This window comes from Pseudomonas sp. P39-UII1, from assembly GCF_039672635.1.
Taxonomy (GTDB): domain Bacteria; phylum Pseudomonadota; class Gammaproteobacteria; order Pseudomonadales; family Pseudomonadaceae; genus Aquipseudomonas.
Genome location: NZ_JBDFPP010000019.1, coordinates 49,508 through 72,534, shown reverse-complemented (window position 1 = coordinate 72,534; position 23,027 = coordinate 49,508). Strand labels below are relative to the sequence as shown.

At 61.8% G+C, this 23,027-nt stretch carries 19 protein-coding genes and 2 tRNA genes; 9 read left to right on the top strand and 12 right to left on the bottom strand.

Annotated elements, in window-relative coordinates:
* Window positions 1-312 precede the first annotated feature (312 nt).
* The 8 genes from ABEH27_RS20710 (at window position 313) to ABEH27_RS20675 (ending at window position 11,888) form a co-directional block, all read left to right on the top strand.
* Window positions 313-1,701 carry a polynucleotide adenylyltransferase PcnB gene (locus tag ABEH27_RS20710; protein ID WP_346615348.1) on the top strand — a complete coding sequence of 463 codons (1,389 nt, stop codon included), beginning with the start codon at window positions 313-315 and terminating at the stop codon, window positions 1,699-1,701.
* Window positions 1,698-2,177 (top strand): 2-amino-4-hydroxy-6-hydroxymethyldihydropteridine diphosphokinase, encoded by a 480-nt coding sequence (gene folK / locus ABEH27_RS20705; RefSeq protein WP_346615347.1) that lies wholly within the window; start codon window positions 1,698-1,700, stop codon window positions 2,175-2,177. Before ABEH27_RS20710 ends, folK begins: the two co-directional genes overlap by 4 nt.
* A 250-nt stretch (window positions 2,178-2,427) precedes the next feature.
* Window positions 2,428-3,228, top strand: a complete 801-nt coding sequence (gene panB / locus ABEH27_RS20700) for a 3-methyl-2-oxobutanoate hydroxymethyltransferase (protein WP_346615346.1) — start codon at window positions 2,428-2,430, stop codon at window positions 3,226-3,228.
* Window positions 3,225-4,088: a pantoate--beta-alanine ligase gene (panC, locus tag ABEH27_RS20695; RefSeq protein ID WP_346615345.1), complete on the top strand. Its 864-nt coding sequence runs from the start codon at window positions 3,225-3,227 to the stop codon at window positions 4,086-4,088. The genes panB and panC overlap by 4 nt, the downstream gene beginning before the upstream one ends.
* Window positions 4,089-4,232: 144 nt before the next feature.
* Window positions 4,233-5,897: a glucose-6-phosphate isomerase gene (pgi, locus tag ABEH27_RS20690; RefSeq protein WP_346615344.1), complete on the top strand. Its 1,665-nt coding sequence runs from the start codon at window positions 4,233-4,235 to the stop codon at window positions 5,895-5,897.
* A 129-nt stretch (window positions 5,898-6,026) separates the two neighbouring features.
* A complete protein-coding gene (gene acs / locus ABEH27_RS20685; RefSeq protein ID WP_346615343.1) occupies window positions 6,027-7,961 on the top strand; it encodes an acetate--CoA ligase in 1,935 nt (644 codons plus the stop codon).
* 42 nt (window positions 7,962-8,003) lie between these two features.
* A complete protein-coding gene (locus ABEH27_RS20680; protein ID WP_346615342.1) occupies window positions 8,004-8,873 on the top strand; it encodes an oxygenase MpaB family protein in 870 nt (289 codons plus the stop codon).
* A gap of 78 nt (window positions 8,874-8,951) precedes the next feature.
* Window positions 8,952-11,888 carry a DUF748 domain-containing protein gene (locus ABEH27_RS20675; protein ID WP_346615341.1) on the top strand — a complete coding sequence of 979 codons (2,937 nt, stop codon included), beginning with the start codon at window positions 8,952-8,954 and terminating at the stop codon, window positions 11,886-11,888.
* A 99-nt stretch (window positions 11,889-11,987) separates the two neighbouring features.
* Here the strand turns inward: ABEH27_RS20675 and ABEH27_RS20670 are convergent, their stop codons facing one another.
* A complete protein-coding gene (locus ABEH27_RS20670; RefSeq protein WP_346615340.1) occupies window positions 11,988-12,401 on the bottom strand; it encodes a VOC family protein in 414 nt (137 codons plus the stop codon).
* A 60-nt stretch (window positions 12,402-12,461) separates the two neighbouring features.
* Here ABEH27_RS20670 and ABEH27_RS20665 point away from each other — a divergent pair, with 60 nt between their 5' ends.
* Window positions 12,462-12,764, top strand: a complete 303-nt coding sequence (locus ABEH27_RS20665; RefSeq protein ID WP_346615339.1) for a putative quinol monooxygenase — start codon at window positions 12,462-12,464, stop codon at window positions 12,762-12,764.
* Window positions 12,765-12,841: 77 nt separating this feature from the next.
* On the opposite strand, the gene ABEH27_RS20660 is transcribed toward ABEH27_RS20665, so the two are convergent.
* The 11 genes from ABEH27_RS20660 to secG form a co-directional block, all read right to left on the bottom strand.
* Window positions 12,842-13,192 (bottom strand): BON domain-containing protein, encoded by a 351-nt coding sequence (locus tag ABEH27_RS20660; protein ID WP_346615338.1) that lies wholly within the window; start codon window positions 13,190-13,192, stop codon window positions 12,842-12,844.
* Between the two features lie 266 nt (window positions 13,193-13,458).
* Window positions 13,459-15,564, bottom strand: coding sequence for a polyribonucleotide nucleotidyltransferase (gene pnp / locus ABEH27_RS20655; protein WP_346615337.1), 2,106 nt, complete (start codon window positions 15,562-15,564; stop codon window positions 13,459-13,461).
* A 249-nt stretch (window positions 15,565-15,813) separates the two neighbouring features.
* Window positions 15,814-16,083, bottom strand: a complete 270-nt coding sequence (gene rpsO, locus ABEH27_RS20650) for a 30S ribosomal protein S15 (protein WP_016489163.1) — start codon at window positions 16,081-16,083, stop codon at window positions 15,814-15,816.
* A gap of 147 nt (window positions 16,084-16,230) precedes the next feature.
* On the bottom strand, window positions 16,231-17,148 hold the full coding sequence (gene truB / locus ABEH27_RS20645) for a tRNA pseudouridine(55) synthase TruB (RefSeq protein ID WP_346615336.1): 918 nt from the start codon (window positions 17,146-17,148) through the stop codon (window positions 16,231-16,233).
* A 3-nt stretch (window positions 17,149-17,151) separates the two neighbouring features.
* The gene (gene rbfA / locus ABEH27_RS20640) at window positions 17,152-17,550 is read right to left on the bottom strand and encodes a 30S ribosome-binding factor RbfA (protein ID WP_346615335.1); all 399 of its coding nucleotides are present in this window, start codon (window positions 17,548-17,550) and stop codon (window positions 17,152-17,154) included.
* 116 nt (window positions 17,551-17,666) lie between these two features.
* Entirely contained in the window at window positions 17,667-20,192 is a 2,526-nt protein-coding gene (gene infB / locus ABEH27_RS20635) for a translation initiation factor IF-2 (protein ID WP_346615334.1), read from the bottom strand.
* Between the two features lie 27 nt (window positions 20,193-20,219).
* Window positions 20,220-21,701, bottom strand: coding sequence for a transcription termination factor NusA (gene nusA / locus ABEH27_RS20630; RefSeq protein ID WP_346615333.1), 1,482 nt, complete (start codon window positions 21,699-21,701; stop codon window positions 20,220-20,222).
* 59 nt (window positions 21,702-21,760) lie between these two features.
* Complete coding sequence (gene rimP, locus ABEH27_RS20625) at window positions 21,761-22,219, bottom strand: ribosome maturation factor RimP (RefSeq protein WP_033702568.1); 459 nt, start codon at window positions 22,217-22,219, stop codon at window positions 21,761-21,763.
* 130 nt (window positions 22,220-22,349) lie between these two features.
* Window positions 22,350-22,426, bottom strand: a tRNA-Met gene (locus tag ABEH27_RS20620).
* A 99-nt stretch (window positions 22,427-22,525) separates the two neighbouring features.
* Window positions 22,526-22,611: transfer RNA gene (locus ABEH27_RS20615), tRNA-Leu, on the bottom strand.
* Between the two features lie 21 nt (window positions 22,612-22,632).
* The gene (gene secG, locus ABEH27_RS20610) at window positions 22,633-23,025 is read right to left on the bottom strand and encodes a preprotein translocase subunit SecG (protein WP_346615332.1); all 393 of its coding nucleotides are present in this window, start codon (window positions 23,023-23,025) and stop codon (window positions 22,633-22,635) included.
* Window positions 23,026-23,027 lie beyond the last annotated feature (2 nt).

The following is a 23,027-nucleotide window of genomic DNA, read 5'->3' as shown; positions in this document are numbered from 1 at the left end:
GGTTGGATCGAAAGGTCAACGTGACATCAGCGGCCAAAGCAATCCGTTTGCTCTTAACCCCTGGATTGGGGGTCGTCCACAAGCTTTGAGATTTGTGGGCAGGGCACTCAACAAAAACAAGAAGCCCGGCAAAAAAACAATAAGAGCACGCAACGACTTCTTGGGGAGCTTAGGCTCCCCTTGTCGTTTCTCCCTTCTGGCAGACCACCCTGCTACCGCCTACACCATTCCCCGAGTAAATGCTAGAATCCCCGCCCATCATGCGGCCATTCTCCTATTCTTGGCCGAACATTCCTTCACACAGTGCATCCCATGCTGAAGAAGCTGTTCCAGTCTTTCCGCCCTCCCGTAGCGGGCCAGCACCACAAGCGCACCACGCCTGAGGTGATCAACAAGAGCCAACATTCGCTGCAGCGCCACCAGTTCAGCCGCCATGCGGTGAACATCGTCGAGCGCCTGCAGAGCGCGGGCTATCAGGCCTACCTGGTCGGTGGCTGCGTCCGCGACCTGCTCCTGGGCATCACGCCCAAGGACTTCGACGTCGCCACCAGCGCCACCCCCGAACAGGTCCGTGCCGAGTTCCGCAATGCCCGCATCATTGGCCGCCGCTTCAAGCTGGTCCACGTGCATTTCGGCCGCGAGATCATCGAAGTCGCCACCTTCCGCGCCCACCACTCTGACGACGACCAGGGCGACAGCCACCGTTCGTCGCACAATGCCAGTGGTCGCATCCTGCGTGACAACGTGTACGGCAGCCTGGAAGAGGACGCGCAACGCCGCGACTTCACCATCAATGCCCTGTACTACGACCCGGTCAGCGAGCGCATTCTCGATTACGCCAACGGCGTGCACGACATCCGCAACCGCCTGTTGCGCCTGATCGGCGACCCGACCCACCGCTACCAGGAAGACCCGGTGCGCATGCTGCGCGCCGTGCGGTTCGCGGCCAAACTCGACTTCGGTATCGAGAAGCACACCTTCCAGCCGATCCGCGGCCTGGCCCCGTTGCTGCGCGAAATCCCGCCAGCGCGGCTGTTCGAGGAATGCCTCAAGCTGTTCCTCAGCGGCCAGGGCGCCATGGCCTTCGAGATGCTGGTCGACCTGGAGCTGTTCGAACCGTTGTTCCCTGCCAGTGCACAGGCCTTGGACGAACGCCCGACCTACACCCACACCCTGATCAGCCAGGCGCTGAACAATACCGACCTGCGCGTCAAGCAAGGCAAGCCGGTGACCCCGGCCTTCCTGTTCGCCGCGCTGCTGTGGCCAGCCCTGCCAAGCCGTGTGCTGCACCTGCAGAACCAAGGCGTGCCGCCGATCCCGGCAATGAACGGTGCAGCTCACGACCTGATCGCCGAGCAGTGCGCGCGCATCGCCATTCCGAAGCGTTTCACCCTGCCAATCCGCGAAATCTGGGACATGCAGGAGCGCCTGCCGCGCCGCAGCGGCAAACGCGCCGACATGCTGCTCGACAACCCGCGCTTCCGCGCCGGCTACGACTTCCTGTTGCTGCGCGAAAGTGCTGGCGAAGAAACCGATGACCTCGGCCAGTGGTGGACCGACTACCAGGATGCCAACGAAAGCCAGCGCCGCGAGATGATCCGCGAGCTTGGCAGCCGTGATGAAGGCACCGGTGCTGGCCCGCGCAAGCGCAAACGCAGCAGCAGCAAGCGCAAACGAGGCGGCGAAGAGGCGTTCGAGTGATCACTCGCGCCTACATCGGCCTGGGCAGCAACCTGGATGCACCCGCCGAGCAACTGAACAGCGCGCTGCAGGCGCTGGATCAGGTCGACGGCACCCGCCTGGCGGCTGCCTCGGCCTTGTACACCAGCGACTCGCTGCTGCCTGGCCAACCGCGTTACACCAACGCCGTCGCGGCACTGGACACCCAGCTCGAACCCCTGGCCCTGCTCGACGCCCTGCAAGCCATCGAGAATGGCCAAGGCCGCGTGCGCAAGGAACGCTGGGGCCCGCGCACGCTCGACCTGGATATTCTGCTGTTCGGTGACCAAGTCATCGATGTGCCGCGCCTGCAGGTGCCGCACTACCACATGCACGCACGCCCTTTCGTGCTGTACCCGCTGGCTGAGCTGGTGGCAGACGACTTCCACCTGGCAGATGGCCGCCCCCTGGCGCAGCTGCTCGCAGCCTGCCCATTCGTCGGCCTGGAACGCCTGTAATACGGGGCTTCCAGCCGAAGGTAACGCCAGTAACACCCTGTTAGTAACAATGCGGTAACAGGGTGATTGACTTCCCCCACCTCGCTCACGACTATAGGCGTCCCGTGTGGCACCAAAGTGCCGCGTACCCGTATTTAGGCCCGGACGGACCTGTGCCCGAACATCACACGCGATGATGTGCCGCTCCGGAAGATGACTACACGCGTTGTTCGCAGTCGTTTTTCACAGCGCCTGAACGAGGATTTCCTACATGCCTGAAGTAACCCTGACCACCCTTCACGGCCTCAAGGCCAAGGGTGAAAAGATCACCATGCTGACCTGCTACGACGCGACCTTCGCCAAGGCCGCCAGCCAGGCCGGTGTCGAAGTGTTGCTGGTGGGCGACTCGCTGGGCATGGTCCTGCAAGGCCATGACAGCACGCTGCCCGTCACCACTGCGGAAATGGCCTACCACACTGCCTGCGTCAAACGCGGCAACGATGGCGCGCTGATTCTCGCGGACCTGCCGTTCATGGCCCACGCCACGCCCGAGCAGGCGTTTGCCAACTGCGCCACACTGATGCAGGCCGGCGCCCACATGATCAAGCTGGAAGGCGCCGCCTGGCTAGGCGAAACCATTCGCCTGCTGGCCGAGCGAGGCGTGCCAGTGTGCGCGCACATGGGCCTGACCCCACAAACCGTCAACGTGCTGGGCGGTTACAAGGTACAAGGGCGCCAGGAAGCACAGGCCCGTCAGATGCGTGCCGATGCCATCGCACTGGAACAGGCCGGTGCGGCCATGCTGCTGCTGGAGTGTGTGCCCAGCGAGCTGGCGGCCGAAATCACCCAGGCGGTGGGCATCCCGGTAATCGGCATTGGCGCCGGCAGCGCCACCGATGGCCAGGTATTGGTACTGCACGACATGCTTGGCCTGTCGCTCAGCGGCCGGGTACCGAAGTTCGTGAAGAACTTCATGGCCGGCCAGCCAGACATCGCCAGCGCCCTCGCGGCCTACGTGAAGGCCGTCAAAGGCGTCAGTTTCCCAGCGAGTGAGCACGGATTCAGCGCATGAACACAGTCAAGACCGTTCGTGAACTGCGCGCCGCCGTCGCGCGCGCCCGCGGTGAAGGCAAGCGTATCGCTTTCGTACCGACCATGGGCAACCTGCACAGCGGCCACGCCGCGCTGGTGACAAAAGCAGCCCAGCGCGCCGACTTCGTCGTCGCCAGCATCTTCGTCAACCCGCTGCAGTTCGGCGCCAACGAAGACCTCGACAAGTACCCGCGCACCCTCGCTGCCGACCAGGAGCGCCTGCTTCAGGCCGGCTGCAACCTGTTGTTCGCACCCACTGTCGAGGAAATGTACCCCGACGGCATGGCCGTGCAGACCCGCGTCAGCGTGCCAGCCCTTTCCGAAGGCCTGTGCGGCGCCAGCCGCCCAGGCCATTTCGAGGGCGTGGCGACCGTGGTCAGCAAGCTGTTCAACATGGTGCAGCCTGACCTCGCCGTCTTCGGTGAAAAGGACTACCAGCAATTGGCAGTGATCCGCGCCATGGTGCGGGACCTGAACATGCCGATCCAGATCATCGGCGAGCCAACCGTGCGCGCCGATGACGGCCTGGCACTGTCGTCGCGCAACGGTTACCTGACTGCTGAACAGCGCGCCACCGCACCGGTCGTGTACCGTACGCTGCAGCAGATTGGCGAGGCCATCAAGCGTGGCCAGCGCGATTTTGCCGCACTGGTTGCCGAAGGGCAGGCTCAACTGACAGCAGCCGGGCTGCGCCCGGACTACCTGGAAGTGCGCCATGCGCTGCACCTGCGCCCGGCCATGCTCGATGACCGTGACCTGGTCATTCTGGTTGCCGCCTACCTCGGTAACACCCGGTTGATCGACAACCTGTACCTGCATCTGGACGAAACGACCGCGTGACGGTCAGGGGCTGCTTTCGCGGCCCCCAAAATCCCCTCCCCGCCCCATTCCCTGCTTCAAACCATTGCCTATAATGATGGCCAGCCTGAACCCGGCAACCACTGCCCTGTCCAAGCACCACCACGCATTAAGGAACTCTGCGCAATGGCGTATTACCGTACACCCCACGATGTTACGGCCCTGCCCGCCTGGCAGGCCCTTCAGCAGCACCGCGACGCCATGCAAGGTTTCAGCATGCGCGAAGCCTTTGCCGCCGACGCCAAGCGCTTCGACCAGTTCTCGCTGAGCAGCTGCGGCCTGTTCCTGGACTATTCGAAAAACCTGATCAACGACGAAACCCGCGACCTGCTGGTGAACCTGGCCGAACAAGTCGGCCTGCAGGATGCGATCAAGTCGATGTTCAGCGGTGAGATCATCAACGCCTCGGAAGGCAGGCCCGTGCTGCACACCGCGCTGCGCCGCCCGGTGGGTGACAAGCTGAGCGTGAACGGTATCAACGTGATGCCCGAAGTGCACAAGGTGCTCAACCAGATCACCGAGCTGGTGGGGCGTATTCACGACGGCCTGTGGCGTGGTTACAGCGAAAAGCCTATTACCGACGTGGTCAACATCGGCATCGGCGGCTCGTTCCTCGGCCCGGAACTGGTGTCCGAAGCCCTGCTGCCCTACGCCCAGCGTGGCGTACGCTGCCATTACCTGGCGAACATCGACGGCAGCGAATTCCATGAGCTGTCGGCCAGCCTGCGCGCTGAAACCACCCTGTTCATCGTTTCGTCCAAGTCGTTCAACACCCTTGAAACGCTCAAGAACGCCATGGCCGCGCGTACCTGGTACCTGGCCCAGGGAGGTTCGGAAGCCGAGCTTTATCGCCACTTCATCGCGGTTTCCAGCAACAAGGCCGCCGCAGTGGCCTTCGGCATCCGCGAAGAAAACATCTTCCCGATGTGGGACTGGGTTGGCGGGCGTTATTCGCTGTGGTCGGCCATCGGCCTGCCGATTGCCCTGGCCATCGGTACCGCCAACTTCAAGGAACTGCTGTCTGGCGCCTACACCATGGACCAGCACTTCCAGACCGCGCCGTTCGACAAGAACATGCCGGTGCTGCTGGCCCTGCTTGGCGTCTGGTATGGCAACTTCTGGGGTGCTCGCAGCCACGCGATCCTGCCGTACGACCATTACCTGCGCAACATCACCAAGCACCTGCAGCAATTGGACATGGAGTCCAACGGCAAGAGCGTGATGACCGACGGCACACCGGTGAAGACCGACACTGGCCCGGTGATCTGGGGTGGCGTTGGCTGCAACGGCCAGCATGCCTACCACCAGTTGCTGCATCAGGGCACCCAGCTGATCCCGGCGGACTTCATCGTCCCGGTGGTGAGCTTCAACCCGGTGGCCGACCACCACCAGTGGCTGTACGCCAACTGCCTGTCGCAGAGCCAGGCGCTGATGCTGGGCAAGACCCGCGAAGAGGCCGAGGCCGAATTGCGCCAGAAGGGCCTGAACGAAGCCGATATCGAAAAGCTCGCGCCGCACAAGGTGATCCCGGGCAACCGCCCGAGCAACACCCTGGTGGTCGAGCGCATCAGCCCACGGCGCCTTGGCGCGCTGGTGGCGATGTACGAGCACAAGGTCTTCGTGCAGAGCGTCATCTGGGGTATCAATGCCTTCGACCAATGGGGTGTGGAGCTGGGCAAGGAGCTGGGCAAAGGTGTCTACCAGCGCATCGTCGGTAGCCTGGAAGACAGCGCCGAAGACGGCTCTACCCAAGGCCTGATCAACTACTTCCGCGGCCGTCACCGCGGCTGACCGCCCCCGACGCCTTCGCCAGCAACTGGCGAGGGCGTCGGCACGGGTTGAACAGCGCTTGCAGCTACACTGTCCAATCGAATAGCCGTTGCAGTCCATCGCCCCCACAAGCGCAAAGGACCCCCTGCCATGTTCGATATCCGCGACTACCCCGAGGCCCTGGCCGTCAGCCAGTCCGCCGCCCTCTCCAGCGAACAGTACCGCCGCCTCTATCGCGAGTCGGTGGACGCCCCTGACACTTTCTGGGCCGAACAGGCCAAGCGCCTGGACTGGATAAAGCCGTGGTCCAGCGTGCAGCAATGCGACCTCACAACCGGCAAGGCCCGCTGGTTCGACGGTGCCCAGCTCAACGTCAGCTACAACTGCATCGACCGCCACCTGGCCCAGCGTGGTGAGCAGACTGCCCTGCTGTGGGAAGGCGATGACCCGAATGATTCCAAGCCCATCACCTACCGCGAGCTACACCGGCAGGTCTGTCGCTTGGCCAATGCACTCAAGGCACGCGGTGTGAAGAAAGGCGACCGGGTATGCATCTACATGCCGATGATCCCTGAAGCCGCCTACGCCATGCTCGCTTGCACACGCATCGGCGCCATCCACTCGGTGGTGTTTGGCGGGTTCTCCCCGGATGCCTTGCGCGATCGTATCCTCGACGCCGACTGCCGCACCGTCATCACCGCCGATGAAGGTATCCGCGGCGGCAAGCGCATCCCGCTCAAGCAGAACGTCGACAAGGCCCTGGCCAGTTGCCCGGACGTCAGCAGCGTGTTCGTGGTGCGCCGCACCGGTAGCGATGTAGCCTGGAGCGAAGGTCGTGACCTGTGGTACGACCAGGCCACCGAAAAAGCCGGTGACGACTGCCCGCCTGAACCGATGGAGGCCGAAGACCCGCTGTTCATCCTCTATACCTCCGGCAGCACCGGCAAGCCCAAAGGCGTGCTGCACACCACCGCCGGCTACCTGCTGCAGGCCACCCTGACCTTCAAGGTGGTGTTCGACTACCGCGAGGGCGAAGTGTTCTGGTGCACCGCCGACGTGGGCTGGGTGACCGGCCACAGCTATATCGTCTATGGCCCGCTGGCCAATGGCGCGATCTCACTGATGTTCGAGGGCGTGCCCAACTACCCGGATACCTCGCGGTTCTGGCAGGTGGTGGACAAACATCAGGTCAATATCTTCTACACCGCCCCCACCGCACTGCGCGCGCTGATGCGCGAGGGCTCCGGGCCACTGCAAGGCACCTCACGCAAGAGCCTGCGCCTGCTCGGCAGCGTCGGCGAGCCGATCAACCCGGAGGCCTGGGAATGGTACTTCGAAGAAGTCGGGCAAAAACGCTGCCCCATCGTCGACACCTGGTGGCAGACCGAAACCGGCGGCATCATGCTCACCCCGCTGCCCGGCACGCAAACGCTCAAGCCCGGCTGCGCGACCCAGCCCATGTTCGGCGTGCAGCCCGTGCTGCTGGATGAAAAAGGCCAGCTCATTGAAGGCCCCGGTGCGGGCCTGCTGGCGATCAAGGCCAGTTGGCCGGGGCAGATCCGCAGCGTTTATGGTGACCACCAGCGCATGGTCGACACCTACTTCAAACCCATGCCCGGCTACTACTTCACCGGCGACGGCGCCCGCCGTGACGCCGATGGCGATTACTGGATCACCGGCCGCATCGATGATGTGATCAACGTCTCCGGCCACCGCATCGGCACCGCTGAAGTGGAAAGCGCGCTGGTGCTGCACGACAGCGTCGCTGAAGCGGCCGTGGTCGGTTACCCGCATGACCTCAAGGGCCAGGGCGTGTACGCGTTCGTCACCACGATGAACGGCGTGACGCCGGACGATGCGCTCAAGGCCGAACTCCTGGCGCTGGTCAGCAAAGAGATCGGCAGTTTCGCCAAACCCGAACTGATCCAGTGGGCCCCGGCCTTGCCCAAGACCCGCTCCGGCAAGATCATGCGGCGTATACTGCGCAAGATCGCCTGCAACGAGCTCGACAGCCTGGGCGATACCTCGACCCTGGCCGACCCGAGCGTGGTACAGGGGTTGATCGACACACGCCTCAATCAATAGCCGGCGGCACCTGTTCATGGCCGCCCTGAACGACAGGTCGCCATGGAAGCCCTACGCCGCCGCATCGAAACCCAGGTCATGAGCCTCACCGGGCTGGCCCTCGGCCAGCTCGACCTGGAATCCCCCAAAGGGGACCCTGGCCTGTTTGGCCCGCACAGTATCAGTTGGCGTGTACATGGCGACTTTCCCAGCATGTTGGTGGGCGGCATCAGCGCCCTGATGCTGCAGGTCCTGCACCCGCTGGCGCTCGCAGGGGTATGGGACCACTCCAACTTTCGCCAGGACCTGCTCGGCCGGCTGCGGCGTACCAGCCAGTTCATTTCCGGCACCACATTCGGCTCGACCCGCGACGCCGAGTGGCTGATCGAAAAAGTGCGCACCATCCATCTGCAGGTGACCGGAACAGCCCTCGATGGCCGCCCGTATGCTGCCAGCGACCCCGACTTGCTGACCTGGGTACACGTGGCCGAAGTCAGCAGCTTCCTGGCAGCCCACCTGCGTTATCGTGACCCAGGCCTGTCGCGCGCCGACCAGGATGCCTACTACCATGAGATCGCCCTGATTGCCGAGCGCCTGGGTGCTCGCGATGTACCGCGCTCCTGCCAGCAGGTCGAGGACTACCTGCAGCACATGCGCCCAGCGCTGCAATGCGACGCACGCAGCCTGGAGGTGGTGAGGATCCTGCTCGCAGCGCCGGCCCCGAGCCGGCTGGCAGAGCCGGTAGGCAAGCTGATGCTGCACGCCGGCATCGACCTGTTGCCCGGCTGGGCGCAGACCATGCTCGGCCTGCATCAGGGGCCGCTGCAACAGCGCATGATCCGCCTGGGGCTCAAACGTACCGCTCCAGTATTGCGCTGGGCCATGCGTGACGGTTCGGCGCACCGGGCCAAGCGCCGCATGGGCATCGAGTGAGGGCGAATGAGCGCATCAGCGGAACCGATTTAACCTGCCATACTCCAAGCACTCCGGCTTAGACAGACGAAGCGACACATGTACAAAGGATTGACTCGCGCCCTTGGCGCACTGCTGGCTCTCGTGGCCCTCTACAGCCTGCTTGGCTTCCTAATCGTTCCGGGTGTCGCCTTGCGCATCGCCAACCAGCAGCTGGCGCAATACGCCACCGTGCCGGCGCACCTGCAACGCATCGAACTCAACCCGTTCAGCCTGGAACTCACGCTGTGGGGCTTGCAGATCGGCGAGCCGGGCAAGGAGCAGGTCGGCTTCGAACGCTTGTACGCCAACCTTGCGCTGGACAGCCTGTGGAGTGGCGCCCTGCGCCTGCAGGCCGTGGAGCTCGACAAACCCCGCAACGAAGTGCTGTTCGCCAAGGACGGTACGCTCAACCTGACCCAGTTGTTCAAGCTGCCGGCCAGCGAAGCCAAGCCCGACCAGCCGCCCAGTGATCCATTCCCGCTGCGCATCGGCAGCATCAAGCTCAGCGGTGGTTACCTGCACTTCGAGGACCAGCGCCCGAGCGAGCCGATCGAGTTCCTCTACGACGACATGAACCTGGAGCTGAAAAACCTCAGCACGTTGCCCGACGACAATGCCGACATGACCCTGGTGGCGCGGGGCCCGAACGGTGGCCGCATCGACTGGAGCGGCACCCTGGGCCTGGCACCGATCGCCTCGGAAGGTACGCTGAAAATCACCGATGGCCAGATGAAGCTGTTCTGGCCGTATGTGCGCGATGCCGTGCCGCTGGTGCTGGAAGACGGCGTGCTCAACCTCGATACCCATTACAAACTCAACCTGTCCAAGACCACCGAACTGCTGCTCGACAACACGTCCCTGCACGTCGCCCCATTTGCCATCAAGGCCCCTGATGGGCGCCCCCTGGCTCGCCTGGCCAGTTTGCAAGTCAGTGAAACCTCCATCGATCTGGCCAAGCAACTGGTGACCGTCGGCAAGGTCCGCAGCGAAAAACTGGAGACGTGGGCCGCGCTGGAGCAGGACGGCCAGCTCGACTGGCAGAAGCTCTTTGCCAGCCAGCCGGCCAAGGCCACGACGAAAGAAAAAGAGGCACCGGCAGCGGCCGAGCCCACCCCCGAAGAGAAAGCTGCGAAGGAGCCGAGCAAACCCTGGCAGGTACTGCTCAAGGACGTGCAACTGCGCAACTACCAGGTTCATCTGGCCGACCGTAGCCAGAAAGAACCGGTAGCGCTGGACGTCGGCCCGTTGAACCTGGACATGCAAGGCTTCGACAGCCTCAACAAGTCCCCCTTCACCCTCAAGCTCGACACGGGTATCGGCAAGCAGGGCAAGCTAAAGGCCACCGGCGAGGTGAACCTGGCGCCGGTCACCGCCAAGCTCGATGTCAGCACGCGCGACATCGACCTGCGTGTCGCCCAGGCCTATATCAGCCCGTTCATCCGCCTTGAGCTGCGCAGCGGCATGCTCGCCAGCGACCTCAAGGTCGACCTGAAAAGCACCGAACCACTGGCCTTCACCGTGGCCGGCAAGGCGCAGGTCAATCAGCTGCATACCCTCGACACCATCAAGGACCGGGACTTCGTCAAATGGCAGCAGGTGAATGTGGACGGCCTGGCCTACGTGCATGGCGATGCCCTGTCGATCGACAAGGTGACCCTGTTGCAGCCCTATGCCCGCTTCATCATCAACGAAGACCGCACCACCAACGTCGATGACCTGCTGATTCCGCAGCCTGCCGACGCACCTGCACCCCGCCAGGCCAAGCCGGCCAGCGCCACCAACAGCAAGCCGCTGGGTATCCGCATCGGCCAGATCAGCATCAACGACGGTTCGGCCAACTTCGCCGACCTTACCCTGACGCCCAACTTCGCCACGGCCGTACAGCAGCTCAATGGCCAGGTCGGCACCATCGACAACCGCAAGCCGGCGCCGGCCAAAGTGGATATCAAGGGCAAGGTCGACCGGTATGCACCGGTGACCATCAAAGGTGCGCTGAACCCGTTCAACCCCATGGCCAGCCTGGATATCGCCACCAGCTTCAAACGCGTCGAGCTGACCACCCTGACGCCCTACTCCGGCAAGTTCGCCGGGTTCCGCATCCGCAAGGGGCGCCTCAATCTCGACCTGCACTACTTGATCACCAATGGCCAGCTGAAGGCTGAAAACAAGGTCGTGGTCGAGCAGCTCCAGCTGGGTGAAAAGGTCGACAGCCCGGACGCGGTCGACCTGCCGATTCGTCTGGCAGTCGCACTGCTGAAGGACACCGAAGGCAAGATCTCGATCGAGCTGCCGGTGACCGGCGACCTCAACAACCCTCAGTTCAGCGTGATGCCGATCGTCTGGCAGACCCTGCGCAACCTGGTGCTGCGTGCGGCCCAGGCACCGTTCAAGTTCATCGGCGGGCTGATTGCCGGTGGCGGCTCGCAAGACCTCGGCAACGTCTCGTTCGCCCCAGGCTCCAGCGAGCTCTCGGGCGATGCCCAGTCGGCGCTTGACAAACTCGCCTCGGCACTCAAGGAGCGCCCAGAGCTGCGCCTGGAGATCGAAGGCACCAGCGCGCAGAGCAGCGATGGCCCGCTGATCGCCCAACAGCGCCTGGAGCGCGAATACCAGGCTACCTGGTACAAGATCCTGCAACGGCGTGGCGACAAGGTGCCGGCCAATGCCTCGATGCTGGTGGTCGACGACAGCGACAAACCGGCCATGCTCGAAGGTATCTACCGTACCCGCCTGAAGCAACAGCCCCCGGCAGAGTGGGAGCAACTGGGCCGCGAAGAGCGCACCACCAAGCTGCGCGATGCCGTGATCAAGTCATGGGCCGAAAGCGCCCCACTGCTGCGTACCTTGGGCCAGGAGCGAGCCAGCAGCATCAAGGACTACCTGGTCGACAAGGGCAAGCTGGAGGACGATCGGGTGTACTTCATCGATACCACGCTGGGGCAGGCCGAGAAAGATGGCCGGGTGATTACCCCGATGCATCTGGATGCCGAGTAATCTCCGTTTGCAGGTCCGGCCTCTCGCGGCTGAAGCTGCTCCTACAGGTACTCCGCTGGCCTGTAGGAGCGGCTTCAGCCGCTAAGGGCCGGTACAGGCTCAACCCAACCGCTGCCCCGACACCGCCGGGTGATAAAGGGGCTGCACCTTGTTCCCCGCTGGGTCGAGCAGGTGGAAGCTGCGCGCACCATCCCCATGGTTGAACGGCCTGTCCAGCAAGGTCACGCCATGAGCCTTGAAGTACTGATACCAGGCTTCCAGCTCCTCGACGCTGTCGACGATAAACCCATAGTGATCCAGCGTCTGCAGGCCATTCGCAGCCCCTGCCCCACGCCCCAGCGACAGGTTGTCGTTGCCGCAGGTCAGGTAGACCAAGTCCTCGTTGGCCCTGTTCAGCACTTCCATCCCCAACACGTCGACATAGAAGCGCTCACACTCCTCCAGGTTGGGCACCAGCAAGGCAATGTGGCGAAGGCCGTTCAGGCGACCAGGGCGAGCAGGTAATTCGGACATTGGCGCGACTCCATTTTTGTATACAATTCATTAACGAATGTAAAACAAAAGGAAAGCCTTGTGTACAGTCTGTTCATCAAAACGCGCGTCAAACCGGGTTGCGCCGAACAATTCCTGAGCGCCATCCAGGTCAATGCCGCCGCTTCCGTCGCTACCGAGCCGGGCTGCCTGGTGTTCGATGTCTCCCAGGACCGCGCAGATCCTGACGTGATCTACCTCTATGAGATCTACCAGGATGACGAGGCCTACGAGGCGCATACCCGCACAGCGCATTTTCGCGACAGCCGCCCGCTGGTGGAGCCACTGATCGCCGATCAGGAATGCCTCGAAAGCGAGGTAGTTGCCCGCAACCCGGTATTCTGAGCCCCAATGAAAAGCCCCGGCCTGGGCCGGGGCTTTGTGTATAAGTGGCCAACTCCGTTTGGCCTACGGGACAATCCTTATTCTGCTTTCAGGCCATCAGCCGAAACGGCTTTCACGCCTTTGATTTTCTTGGTGATGGCTACGGCCATCTCTTTCTGCGATTCGGTCACAGCGGTGGTCGACGACAGCGATACCACACCTTTGTTGGTCTCTACCTTGATGTCAGAGCCCGGAATGCCCTTCTCGGTCAGCAGGTCGGATTTGACCTTGGTGGTGATCCAGGTATCGGAAGTAGCTTCCTTGGCTTGGGTCATCTCACCTGCCGCGAGCGTCATTGGGGCCTGGGTGGACTGCTGTGCGAAGGCCGCATTAGCCATGGTCAGGGTCAGAGCGGTAGCAGTAGCGGCAGCAATGGCGAACTTCTTCATGTGGGTCACTCCTGTTTATTCGAAAGGTCTGCGCCGTTAGTCCTGGCGGCAGGTATGAAGGTAGTTGCACGGCCTGTGCCAGGTTTTCCGCTTCGCTTGTTCCCTTATAAATCAATGACTTAAACCAAATCCCAACAACCCCCTGTCGTGCAATTTGCAACCTGCCGCGTAAATCTGCGTGCAAGATGCAAGTCCGCAAAAGGTTCCATGCGAGCAATAAAAAAGGGCCCCATCAAGGGGCCCTCTTCGTCCAGCATGGCAGTCGCTTAGACGCCCGAAGCCTTGGCCGCGGCTACGTCCTTGATCGACAGCTTGATACGGCCGCGGTTGTCCACGTCCAGTACCAGCACTTCGACTTCCTGGCCTTCCTTCAGGATGTCGGTGACCTTCTCTACACGCGCATCGCTGAGCATGGAGATGTGCACCAGGCCATCCTTGCCAGGCAGGATGTTGACGAAGGCGCCGAAGTCGACGATACGCTCGACCTTGCCCACGTAGATCTTGCCGATCTCGGCCTCGGCGGTGATACCCAGAACGCGCTGGCGAGCTGCCTCTGCCGCTTCTTTGGTTTCGCCGAAGATCTTGATCGAACCGTCGTCTTCGATGTCGATCGAAGCCTTGGTCTCTTCGCAGATCGCGCGGATGGTGGCGCCGCCTTTACCGATGACGTCACGGATCTTGTCGGTGTCGATCTTCATCGCGATCATGGTCGGCGCGTTGGCCGACAGCTCGGTACGCGATTGACCGATGATCTGGTTCATCTGGCCGAGGATGTTCAGGCGCGCTTCCAGGGCTTGGCCCAGGGCGATTTCCATGATCTCTTCGGTGATGCCGTTGATCTTGATGTCCATCTGCAGCGCGGTTACGCCTTTGGCGGTACCGGCAACCTTGAAGTCCATGTCGCCCAGGTGGTCTTCGTCACCCAGGATGTCAGTCAGAACGGCGAACTTCTCGCCTTCCTTGACCAGGCCCATGGCGATACCGGCTACCGGTGCCTTCATCGGCACACCAGCGTCCATCAGGGCCAGGGAAGCGCCGCAGACCGAAGCCATGGAGCTGGAACCGTTGGACTCGGTGATTTCCGACACTACACGGATGGTGTACGGGAACACGTCGGCGGCAGGCAGCATGGCCTGAACCGAACGGCGGGCCAGACGGCCGTGGCCGATTTCACGACGGCCAGCACCGCCCATGCGGCCACACTCGCCCACCGAGAACGGTGGGAAGTTGTAGTGCAGCATGAAGGGGTCTTTCTTCTCGCCTTCCAGGGTGTCCAGCAGCTGGGCGTCACGGGCAGTACCCAGGGTCGCCACGACCAGGGCCTGGGTTTCGCCACGGGTGAACAGTGCCGAACCGTGAGTCTTCGGCAGAACGCCGACTTCGATGTTCAGCGGGCGAACGGTCTTGGTGTCACGGCCGTCGATACGTGGCTTGCCGTTGACGATGTTTTCGCGAACGGTGCGGTATTCGATTTCGCCAAAGATTTCTTTGACCTCGGCAGCCGATGGCTGGCCTTCTTCACCGGAGAACTTGGCGATCGCCTGATCGCGCAGCTCGCCCAGGCGCGCATAGCGGTCGGCCTTGACGGTGATGGTGTAGCCCTGCGAAACGCCTTCGCCGAATTCGGCGCGGATGGCGTTGAACAGTTCGGTGTTGGCAACGGCTGGTTTCCAGTCCCAGGTAGGCTTGGCAGCTTCGGCGGCCAGCTCTTTCACAGCCTGGATAACAGCCTGGAATTCGTCGTGGGCGAACAGTACGGCGCCCAGCATCTGGTCTTCGGTCAGCTCCTGGGCTTCCGATTCAACCATCAGCACGGCGTCGGAGGTACCAGCAACGACCATGTCCAGGCTCGAGGCAGCCAGTTGCTCGTAAGTCGGGTTCAGCAGGTAGCCGGTGCTTTCGTGGAAGGCAACGCGCGCAGCGCCGATCGGGCCTTCGAACGGAATGCCAGAGATGGCCAGGGCTGCCGAGGTACCGATCATCGCAGCGATGTCCGGATCGGTCTTCTTGCTGGTGGACACCACGGTGCAGACGACCTGGACTTCGTTCATGAAGCCTTCAGGGAACAGCGGACGGATCGGACGGTCGATCAGGCGCGAGGTCAGGGTCTCTTTCTCGGAAGGACGGCCTTCACGCTTGAAGAAGCCACCTGGGATCTTACCGGCGGCGTAGGTCTTTTCCTGGTAGTGGACCGACAGCGGGAAGAAGCCCTTGCCTGGATCGGCCTGCTTGGCACCGACCACGGTCACCAGCACAGTGACGTCGTTGTCGACGGTAACCAGCACGGCGCCGGTTGCCTGGCGGGCAATGCGGCCCGTCTCGAGAGTAACGGTCGATTGACCGAACTGGAATTTCTTGATTACCGGGTTCACGGTTTCCTACCTTTTTCAGTGGCTCTGGGGGAACTGGTTTCTTGCGAATTCTTGGGCAGAACAGGGAATCGGCCCCGTTGACCGTCCAGATACAACACGAGGCTGGGAGCCTGGCGCCGAGCGGGTAATCCGCTCAACATTGCCAGGCTGCCAACCTCGGAGATACGCGTGGCGTGTCCGACAGGAACGCTGCAAGGCAGCGCCCCCGAAGCATGCAACACGCCATGCACACCACTGACCAGGCCGCTATTAGCGACGCAGGCCCAGGCGACCGATCAGGGCGCTGTAACGAGTGGTGTCTTTGCCCTTCAGGTAGTCCAGCAGCTTACGACGCTGGTTAACCATACGGATCAGGCCACGACGCGAGTGGTGGTCTTTACCGTTGGCCTTGAAGTGGCCTTGCAGCTTGTTGATGTTCGCGGTCAGCAGAGCAACCTGAACTTCCGGGCTACCAGTGTCGCCAGCAGCTTGCTGGTAGTCGGTAACGATTTGAGCTTTTTCTTCAACGCTGAGGGCCATTTGGCTTCTCCTGATAACGGACCCCGCGGACGGGTTCCAATAGGCCAGGGACTGCTCCCTGTATTAATAAAAAAGGTGTGACCGTGCCTACTGACAGCCACCCTTGTATCCGCGGGTCTCAGCCAAAGCCTTGACCCGTGGTTCCGGTCATTCCGACCGAATCAGTCGACGCGGCGCTATGCGCCCGTCTTCGCTCACTTCACCGATACCGATGAAGCGACCATTGTGATCCTGTACCCGGACCATGCCGAATTGCGGCGCGTCCGGCGCGCGTACTGCCTGGCCATGCAGCCAGTAGAAGGCGCTGTGTTCGGAAAGGCTCAACAACGGCCAGTCCTGCAGGCCACTGTCGGAAGGCATCAGGAAGCGATCGAGCGCTTCGTTGCCACCTTCGGCGTGGGCCTGTTCGAGTTCCTCGAGGGTCACGGTCTGGGCCAGCTCGAAGGGCCCGGCGTGGGTCCTGCGCAGCTCGGCAACATAGGCGCCACAGCCAAGAGCCTCGCCAATATCCTCCACCAGGGTACGGATATAGGTGCCTTTGCTGCATCCTACGCTCAGCCGTGCACGGGTGCCTTCGCACTCGAGCAACTCCAAGCGGTTAATAGTAACAGAACGCGCCTCGCGCTCCACTACCTCTCCTGCACGTGCCAGTTTGTACAGCGGCTGGCCATCGCGCTTGAGCGCCGAGTACATCGGCGGTATCTGGCTGATCGGGCCGCGAAAACGAGGCAGCAGGGCCTCGATATCGGCACGACCAACGGTCACCTCGCGGGTCTGCAGAACCTCGCCTTCAGCGTCGGCAGTGTTGGTAGTCTGCCCCAGCTGCATGACGGTTTCGTAGCCCTTGTCGGAATCGAGCAGGTACTGCGAAAACTTGGTCGCTTCACCGAAGCACAGCGGCAGGACGCCCGTTGCCAGCGGGTCGAGGCTGCCGGTGTGGCCGGCCTTTTCCGCATTGAGCAACCAGCGGACCTTCTGCAGCGCCGCGTTGGAGGTGAACCCCAGTGGCTTGTCGAGCAGGATGATGCCGCTGACGTTGCGGCGGATACGTTTGACCTGGGCCACCGCTTACTCCTTGGTGTCCTGCTCGTCGGTATCCTTGTGCTGGCGGTCTTCGGCCACCGCACGTTCGATCAGCGCCGACAGGTGAACACCACGGCTGACGCTTTCATCGAAGTGGAAGTGCAGCTGCGGCACGCTGCGCAGTTGCATCGAGCGGCCCAGGTGCAGGCGCAGGAAGCTGGCTGCGCTGTTCAGCGCCTTCAGCGACTGCTTCACGGCGTCCGGGGTTTCTTCGCCCATGACGGTGATGAACACCTTGGCATGGCCCAGGTCGCGGCTGACGTCCACGGCGGTGATGGTCACCAGACCGACGCGTGGATCCTTGACTTCACGGCGGATCAGTTCTGCCAGCTCGCGCTGCATCTGATCACCGATACGTTGGGTACGGCTATATTCTTTGGCCATTCTTGCTACCTGTATCTTAAAGCGGCAAACGCCCGGTCAGGCTAATGCCTGACCGGGCGCTACCTACTGAGGCGCTGCCCACCGCCCTGGGGCGGGGGCTGGCACCCTGCTCGCCCTTAGAGGGTACGAGCAACCTGGACTTTCTCGAAGACTTCGATCTTGTCGCCGACCTTGACGTCGTTGTAGCTCTTGACGCCAATACCGCACTCCATGCCCGAACGTACTTCTGCAGCGTCGTCCTTGAAGCGACGCAGCGATTCCAGCTCGCCTTCGAAGATCACAACGTCGTCGCGCAGTACGCGGATCGGACGGTTGCGGTGCACGGTACCCTCGATGACCATACAGCCAGCGATGGCGCCGAACTTCGGCGAACGGAACACGTCACGCACTTCGGCGACACCCAGGATGTTCTCGCGAACATCGCTGCCGAGCATGCCGGTCAGGGCCTTCTTGACGTCTTCGATGATGTCGTAGATCACGTTGTAGTAACGCATATCCAGACCTTCCTGCTCGACGATCTTGCGCGCGCCGGCATCGGCACGCACGTTGAAGCCGAACAGCACCGCGTTGGACGCCAGCGCAAGGTTGGCATCGCTCTCGGTGATACCACCGACGCCGCCACCGATGACACGAACCTGAACTTCGTCGTTGCCCAGACCGCCGAGCGAGCCGTTCAACGCTTCCAGGGAACCGCGTACGTCGGTCTTGAGGACGATGTTGAGCGTCTTCTTCTCTTCCTGACCCATGGTCTCGAAGATGTTTTCCAGCTTGCCGGCGTGAGCACGGGCCAGCTTGACCTCGCGGTATTTGCCCTGACGGAACAGCGCAACTTCGCGGGCTTTCTTCTCGTCGGCAACCACGGACAGCTCGTCACCGGCTTCCGGAGTGCCATCCAGGCCGAGGATCTCGACCGGGATCGACGGGCCGGCTTCCTTCACAGGCTTGCCGTTCTCGTCGAGCATGGCACGTACGCGGCCGTAGTTGGAGCCGCACAGGACCATGTCGCCCTGTCGCAGCGTACCGTCCTGAACCAGGATGGTCGCCACAGGGCCGCGGCCCTTGTCCAGGCGCGATTCGACGACGACACCACGACCAGGAGCGGTCGGGGTAGCGGTCAGCTCGAGCACTTCGGCCTGCAGCAGGACGGCTTCGAGCAGTTCGTCGACGCCCGTACCCATCTTCGCCGAAACCTTGACGAACGGCGTGTCACCACCCCATTCCTCGGAGGTCACGCCTTCGACGGACAGCTCGTTACGAATGCGATCGAGGTCGGCACCTGGCTTGTCGATCTTGTTCACCGCAACCACCAGTGGAACACCAGCTGCCTTGGCATGCTGAACAGCTTCACGGGTCTGCGGCATCACGCCGTCGTCCGCCGCCACCACCAGGATGACGATGTCGGTCGCCTTGGCACCACGAGCACGCATCTGGGTAAACGCAGCGTGGCCCGGGGTATCGAGGAAGGTGACCATGCCGCGGTCGGTTTCCACGTGGTAGGCACCGATGTGCTGGGTAATACCACCGGCCTCGCCAGCGGCAACCTTGGCACGACGGATGTAGTCGAGCAGCGAGGTCTTGCCATGGTCAACGTGACCCATGACGGTAACGACCGGGGCGCGCGATTCGACTTGGCCTTCGAACTTCAGCGATTCGGCCAGGGAATCTTCCAGGGCGCTATCGCTGACCAGAGTGACCTTGTGGCCCAGCTCTTCTGCGATCAGCTGAGCGGTTTCCTGGTCGAGCACCTGGTTGATGGTGACCGGAGTACCCATCTTGAACATGAACTTGACCACTTCAGCGCCCTTGACGGACATCTGGTTGGCCAGCTCGGAGACGGTGATGGTCTCGCCGATGGTCACGTCACGGATGACGGGGCCGGTCGGGTTCTGGAAGCCGTGCGCATTGCGCTTCTTCAGCTTGCCCTTGCCACCACGACCACGACGAGCGCCATCGCTCTCTTCGTCGGTAGTGCGCGGCGCGGCACGCGGCGTCGGAGCTTTTTCTTTCTCCTTGACCTTGACCTTGATCGACACACGCGGAGCCTCGCCACGACGACGGTCGTCATCGCGAGTGCGGCTTTCGTTGCGACGGGTCTCGTCCTTCTTGCGCTCGGCGGCACGAGCAGCGGCGTCTTCGGACGCTGGTGCGTCGGCGACTACCGGAGCCGGAGCAGCAGGTGCCGGCTCAGCCTTGGCAGCTGGCGCAGGCGCAGCGGCGGCAGTTTCGGTCGACTGGCGACGAGCCTGCTCTTCGTTGCGCTGGCGAACATCGGCCTCGACCTTGTCGCGAGCGGCATTCTCAGCCGCACGGCGCTCGTCCTGCTCACGCTTCTGCTCAGCCTGGATCTCTTCCGGGCTGCGCTGAACGAATACTTTCTTCTTGCGTACTTCTACGCTGATGCTTTTGCTACCGGCGACACGCAGCGTGCTGGTGGTCTTGCGCTGCAAGGTAATCTTGCGCGGCTCTTCCGCCTTGCTTTTGTGGCTGCTTTTCAAATGAGTCAGCAGAGTCTGCTTCTCATTGTCGGTCACTACCTGACCGGCGTCGGTGTGCGGCAGACCTGCCTCACGCATCTGCTGCAGCAGGCGCTCTACCGGTGCCTCGACCTCTTGGGCCAGTTCTTTCACCGTGACTTGCGTCATGCACTTCTCTCCTCAGGCCGCGCCTAATTACTCGAACCAGTGGGCTCGGGCGGCCATGATCAACTTGCCGGCACGCTCTTCGTCGATGCCGTCGATGTCGAGCAGGTCGTCAATCGACTGCTCGGCCAGGTCTTCGCGGTTAACCACGCCGCGCACCGCCAGTTCCGCCGCCAGGTCCTTGTCCATGCCCTCAAGGGAGAGCAGGTCTTCGGCCGGATGGGCGTCTGCCAGTTTTTCTTCGGTAGCGATGGCCTTGGTCAACAAACGGTCCTTGGCTCGAGCGCGGAGCTCATTGACGATATCTTCGTCAAAGCCATCGATGTTGAGCATTTCTTCCAACGGTACGTAGGCAATTTCTTCGAGGCTGGTAAAGCCTTCGTCGACCAGCACTTGGGCCAGCTCCTCGTCGACTTCCAGTTCATCGATGAAATTGCGCAGGATGTCACCGGTTTCTGCCTGCTGCTTGGCCTGGATGTCCTTCTCGGTCATCACGTTCAGGGTCCAGCCAGTCAGCTGACTGGCAAGGCGAACGTTCTGACCACCACGGCCAATGGCCTGGGCCAGGTTGTCCTCGGCAACGGCGATGTCCATTGCATGGGCATCTTCATCAACGATGATCGCCGCGACTTCGGCCGGCGACATGGCGTTGATGACAAATTGCGCCGGGTTATCGTCCCACAGGACGATATCCACACGCTCACCACCCAACTCTCCGGATACGGCCTGGACGCGCGAACCACGCATGCCGATACAGGCACCTTGCGGATCGATACGCTTGTCCTTGGAGCGGACGGCGATCTTGGCACGCGACCCCGGATCACGGGAGGCGGCCATGACTTCGATGAGGCCTTCAGCGATTTCCGGCACTTCGATGCGGAACAGCTCGATCAGCATCTGTGGCGCGGTACGCGACAGGATCAGCTGCGGGCCGCGGTTCTCGGTGCGGATTTCCTTGAGCAGCGCACGCAAGCGCACGCCAACACGGAAGGTCTCACGTGGAATGATGTCTTCGCGGGCCAGCAGCGCCTCGGCGTTGTTGCCCAGGTCGACGATGACGTTGTCGCGAGTGACCTTTTTGACGGTACCCGAGATGATCTCGCCAACGCGTTCGCGGTAAGCGTCAACCACCTGGGCGCGCTCGGCCTCGCGGACCTTCTGCACGATGACCTGCTTGGCGGTCTGGGCGGCGATACGACCGAATTCGATGGACTCGATCTTCTCTTCGATCACGTCACCTACCTTGGCTTCAGGGTGGGTCTCGTGAATCTTGGCCAGCCAGGTCTCGATAGCCGGATCGTCCAGATCGGCTTCGTCGACAACTGTCCAGCGACGGAAGGTCTCGTAGCTACCGGTGTGGCGGTTGATTTCCACACGCAGATCGACTTCGTCTTCAAAACGTTTTTTGGTTGCAGTAGCCAGGGCCACTTCCAGCGCTTCGAAAATGACGCCGGGCGGTACACCTTTTTCGTTGGATACCGATTCAACAACCAGCAGTACTTCTTTGCTCATCGTACGCCTCGCCTTGCGCAAGCCATTGGGCCCGGATAGTCCGCCGGGCCCGGCACGTCTCAGTCAAAACTGGGAATAATATTGGCCTTGTCGATCGAGTCGATCGGCAACAGGAACTCTTGATCGTCCACCTGGACCACCACATCCTGCTCCTCCACACCGCGGAGAAGGCCCTGGAAGTTACGACGACCCTCGAAGGGTGAGCGCAGCTTGATCTTCACTTGTTCGCCGGCATGCGAGGCAAACTGTTCGAGCGTGAACAGCGGGCGTTCCATGCCAGGAGAAGAAACCTCTAGGGTATATTCAGAGCTGATCGGATCTTCCACATCGAGAACGCTGCTGACCTGACGGCTGACTTCAGCACAGTCGTCCACCAGAATCCCGCCTTCCTTGTCGATGTAGACACGTAGTACCGAATGCTTGCCTTGGGAGACGAATTCAATCCCCCAGCATTCGAAGCCCAGCCCCGTGACCACCGGGGCCAACAAGGCCTGCAACTGTTCTAGCTTGCTCGACACCTGAACCCCCTCGTGCATGCTGTGCAAATGAAAAATGGGCGAAGCGCCCATCCCTGAAAGCGCCGTTGGACAACGACGCCGATAACTGTTCGGCTAGCAAAAAGCCCCTGAAAAGGGGCTCCGCTGAAGCTGGTTGCGGGGGCTGGATTTGAACCAACGACCTTCGGGTTATGAGCCCGACGAGCTACCAAGCTGCTCCACCCCGCGACAAAGCTGGGGCGAAAGTATAAGACCGAACCCGTTGCTGGGTCAATCCGACCTCCACCTACAAGAAAGCCCGCATAAAGCGGGCTCTCTTGCTTCAATTGGTACCGAGAAGGGGACTCGAACCCCTACACCCTATGGGCACAACCACCTCAAGGTTGCGTGTCTACCAATTCCACCACCTCGGCAATACTACTTCTTGAAACCCGTTACTTCTGCTCTTCGGTTGGAGGAGGTACATCACCAGCGTGGGTGGTTTCGCTCTTCTGCTCCTGGAGCACCGGTACATCATCATTTACTGCCGGCTTTGGCTTTTGCACTTCCAACACCGCTGGATCTGGAAGTCCCGCCTCGCTCAACTGGTGAGCTTGTTGCTTGGCGAAGTATCCTAACCCAAGTGCTGTCAGAAAGAAAGTGGCAGCAAGTATAGCAGTAAATTTACTCAGGAAGGTAGCAGAACCTTGGCTTCCGAACACAGTATTTGAAGCACCTGCGCCGAAAGATGCACCTGCTTCCGCACCTTTACCCTGTTGCAACAGAACCAGCACTACAAGCGACAGCGCTGCCAACAGATGAAAAACAACGATGACTGTTTCCAGCATTT

Coding starts and splice junctions, on each gene's coding strand:
- ABEH27_RS20710 (WP_346615348.1), top strand. CDS start 313: ATGCTGAAGAAGCTGTTCCAGTCTTTCCGCCCTCCCGTAGCGGGCCAG.
- panB (WP_346615346.1), top strand. CDS start 2,428: ATGCCTGAAGTAACCCTGACCACCCTTCACGGCCTCAAGGCCAAGGGT.
- panC (WP_346615345.1), top strand. CDS start 3,225: ATGAACACAGTCAAGACCGTTCGTGAACTGCGCGCCGCCGTCGCGCGC.
- pgi (WP_346615344.1), top strand. CDS start 4,233: ATGGCGTATTACCGTACACCCCACGATGTTACGGCCCTGCCCGCCTGG.
- acs (WP_346615343.1), top strand. CDS start 6,027: ATGTTCGATATCCGCGACTACCCCGAGGCCCTGGCCGTCAGCCAGTCC.
- ABEH27_RS20680 (WP_346615342.1), top strand. CDS start 8,004: ATGGAAGCCCTACGCCGCCGCATCGAAACCCAGGTCATGAGCCTCACC.
- ABEH27_RS20675 (WP_346615341.1), top strand. CDS start 8,952: ATGTACAAAGGATTGACTCGCGCCCTTGGCGCACTGCTGGCTCTCGTG.
- ABEH27_RS20670 (WP_346615340.1), bottom strand. CDS start 12,401: ATGTCCGAATTACCTGCTCGCCCTGGTCGCCTGAACGGCCTTCGCCAC.
- ABEH27_RS20660 (WP_346615338.1), bottom strand. CDS start 13,192: ATGAAGAAGTTCGCCATTGCTGCCGCTACTGCTACCGCTCTGACCCTG.
- rpsO (WP_016489163.1), bottom strand. CDS start 16,083: ATGGCCCTCAGCGTTGAAGAAAAAGCTCAAATCGTTACCGACTACCAG.
- rbfA (WP_346615335.1), bottom strand. CDS start 17,550: ATGGCCAAAGAATATAGCCGTACCCAACGTATCGGTGATCAGATGCAG.
- infB (WP_346615334.1), bottom strand. CDS start 20,192: ATGACGCAAGTCACGGTGAAAGAACTGGCCCAAGAGGTCGAGGCACCG.
- nusA (WP_346615333.1), bottom strand. CDS start 21,701: ATGAGCAAAGAAGTACTGCTGGTTGTTGAATCGGTATCCAACGAAAAA.
- secG (WP_346615332.1), bottom strand. CDS start 23,025: ATGCTGGAAACAGTCATCGTTGTTTTTCATCTGTTGGCAGCGCTGTCG.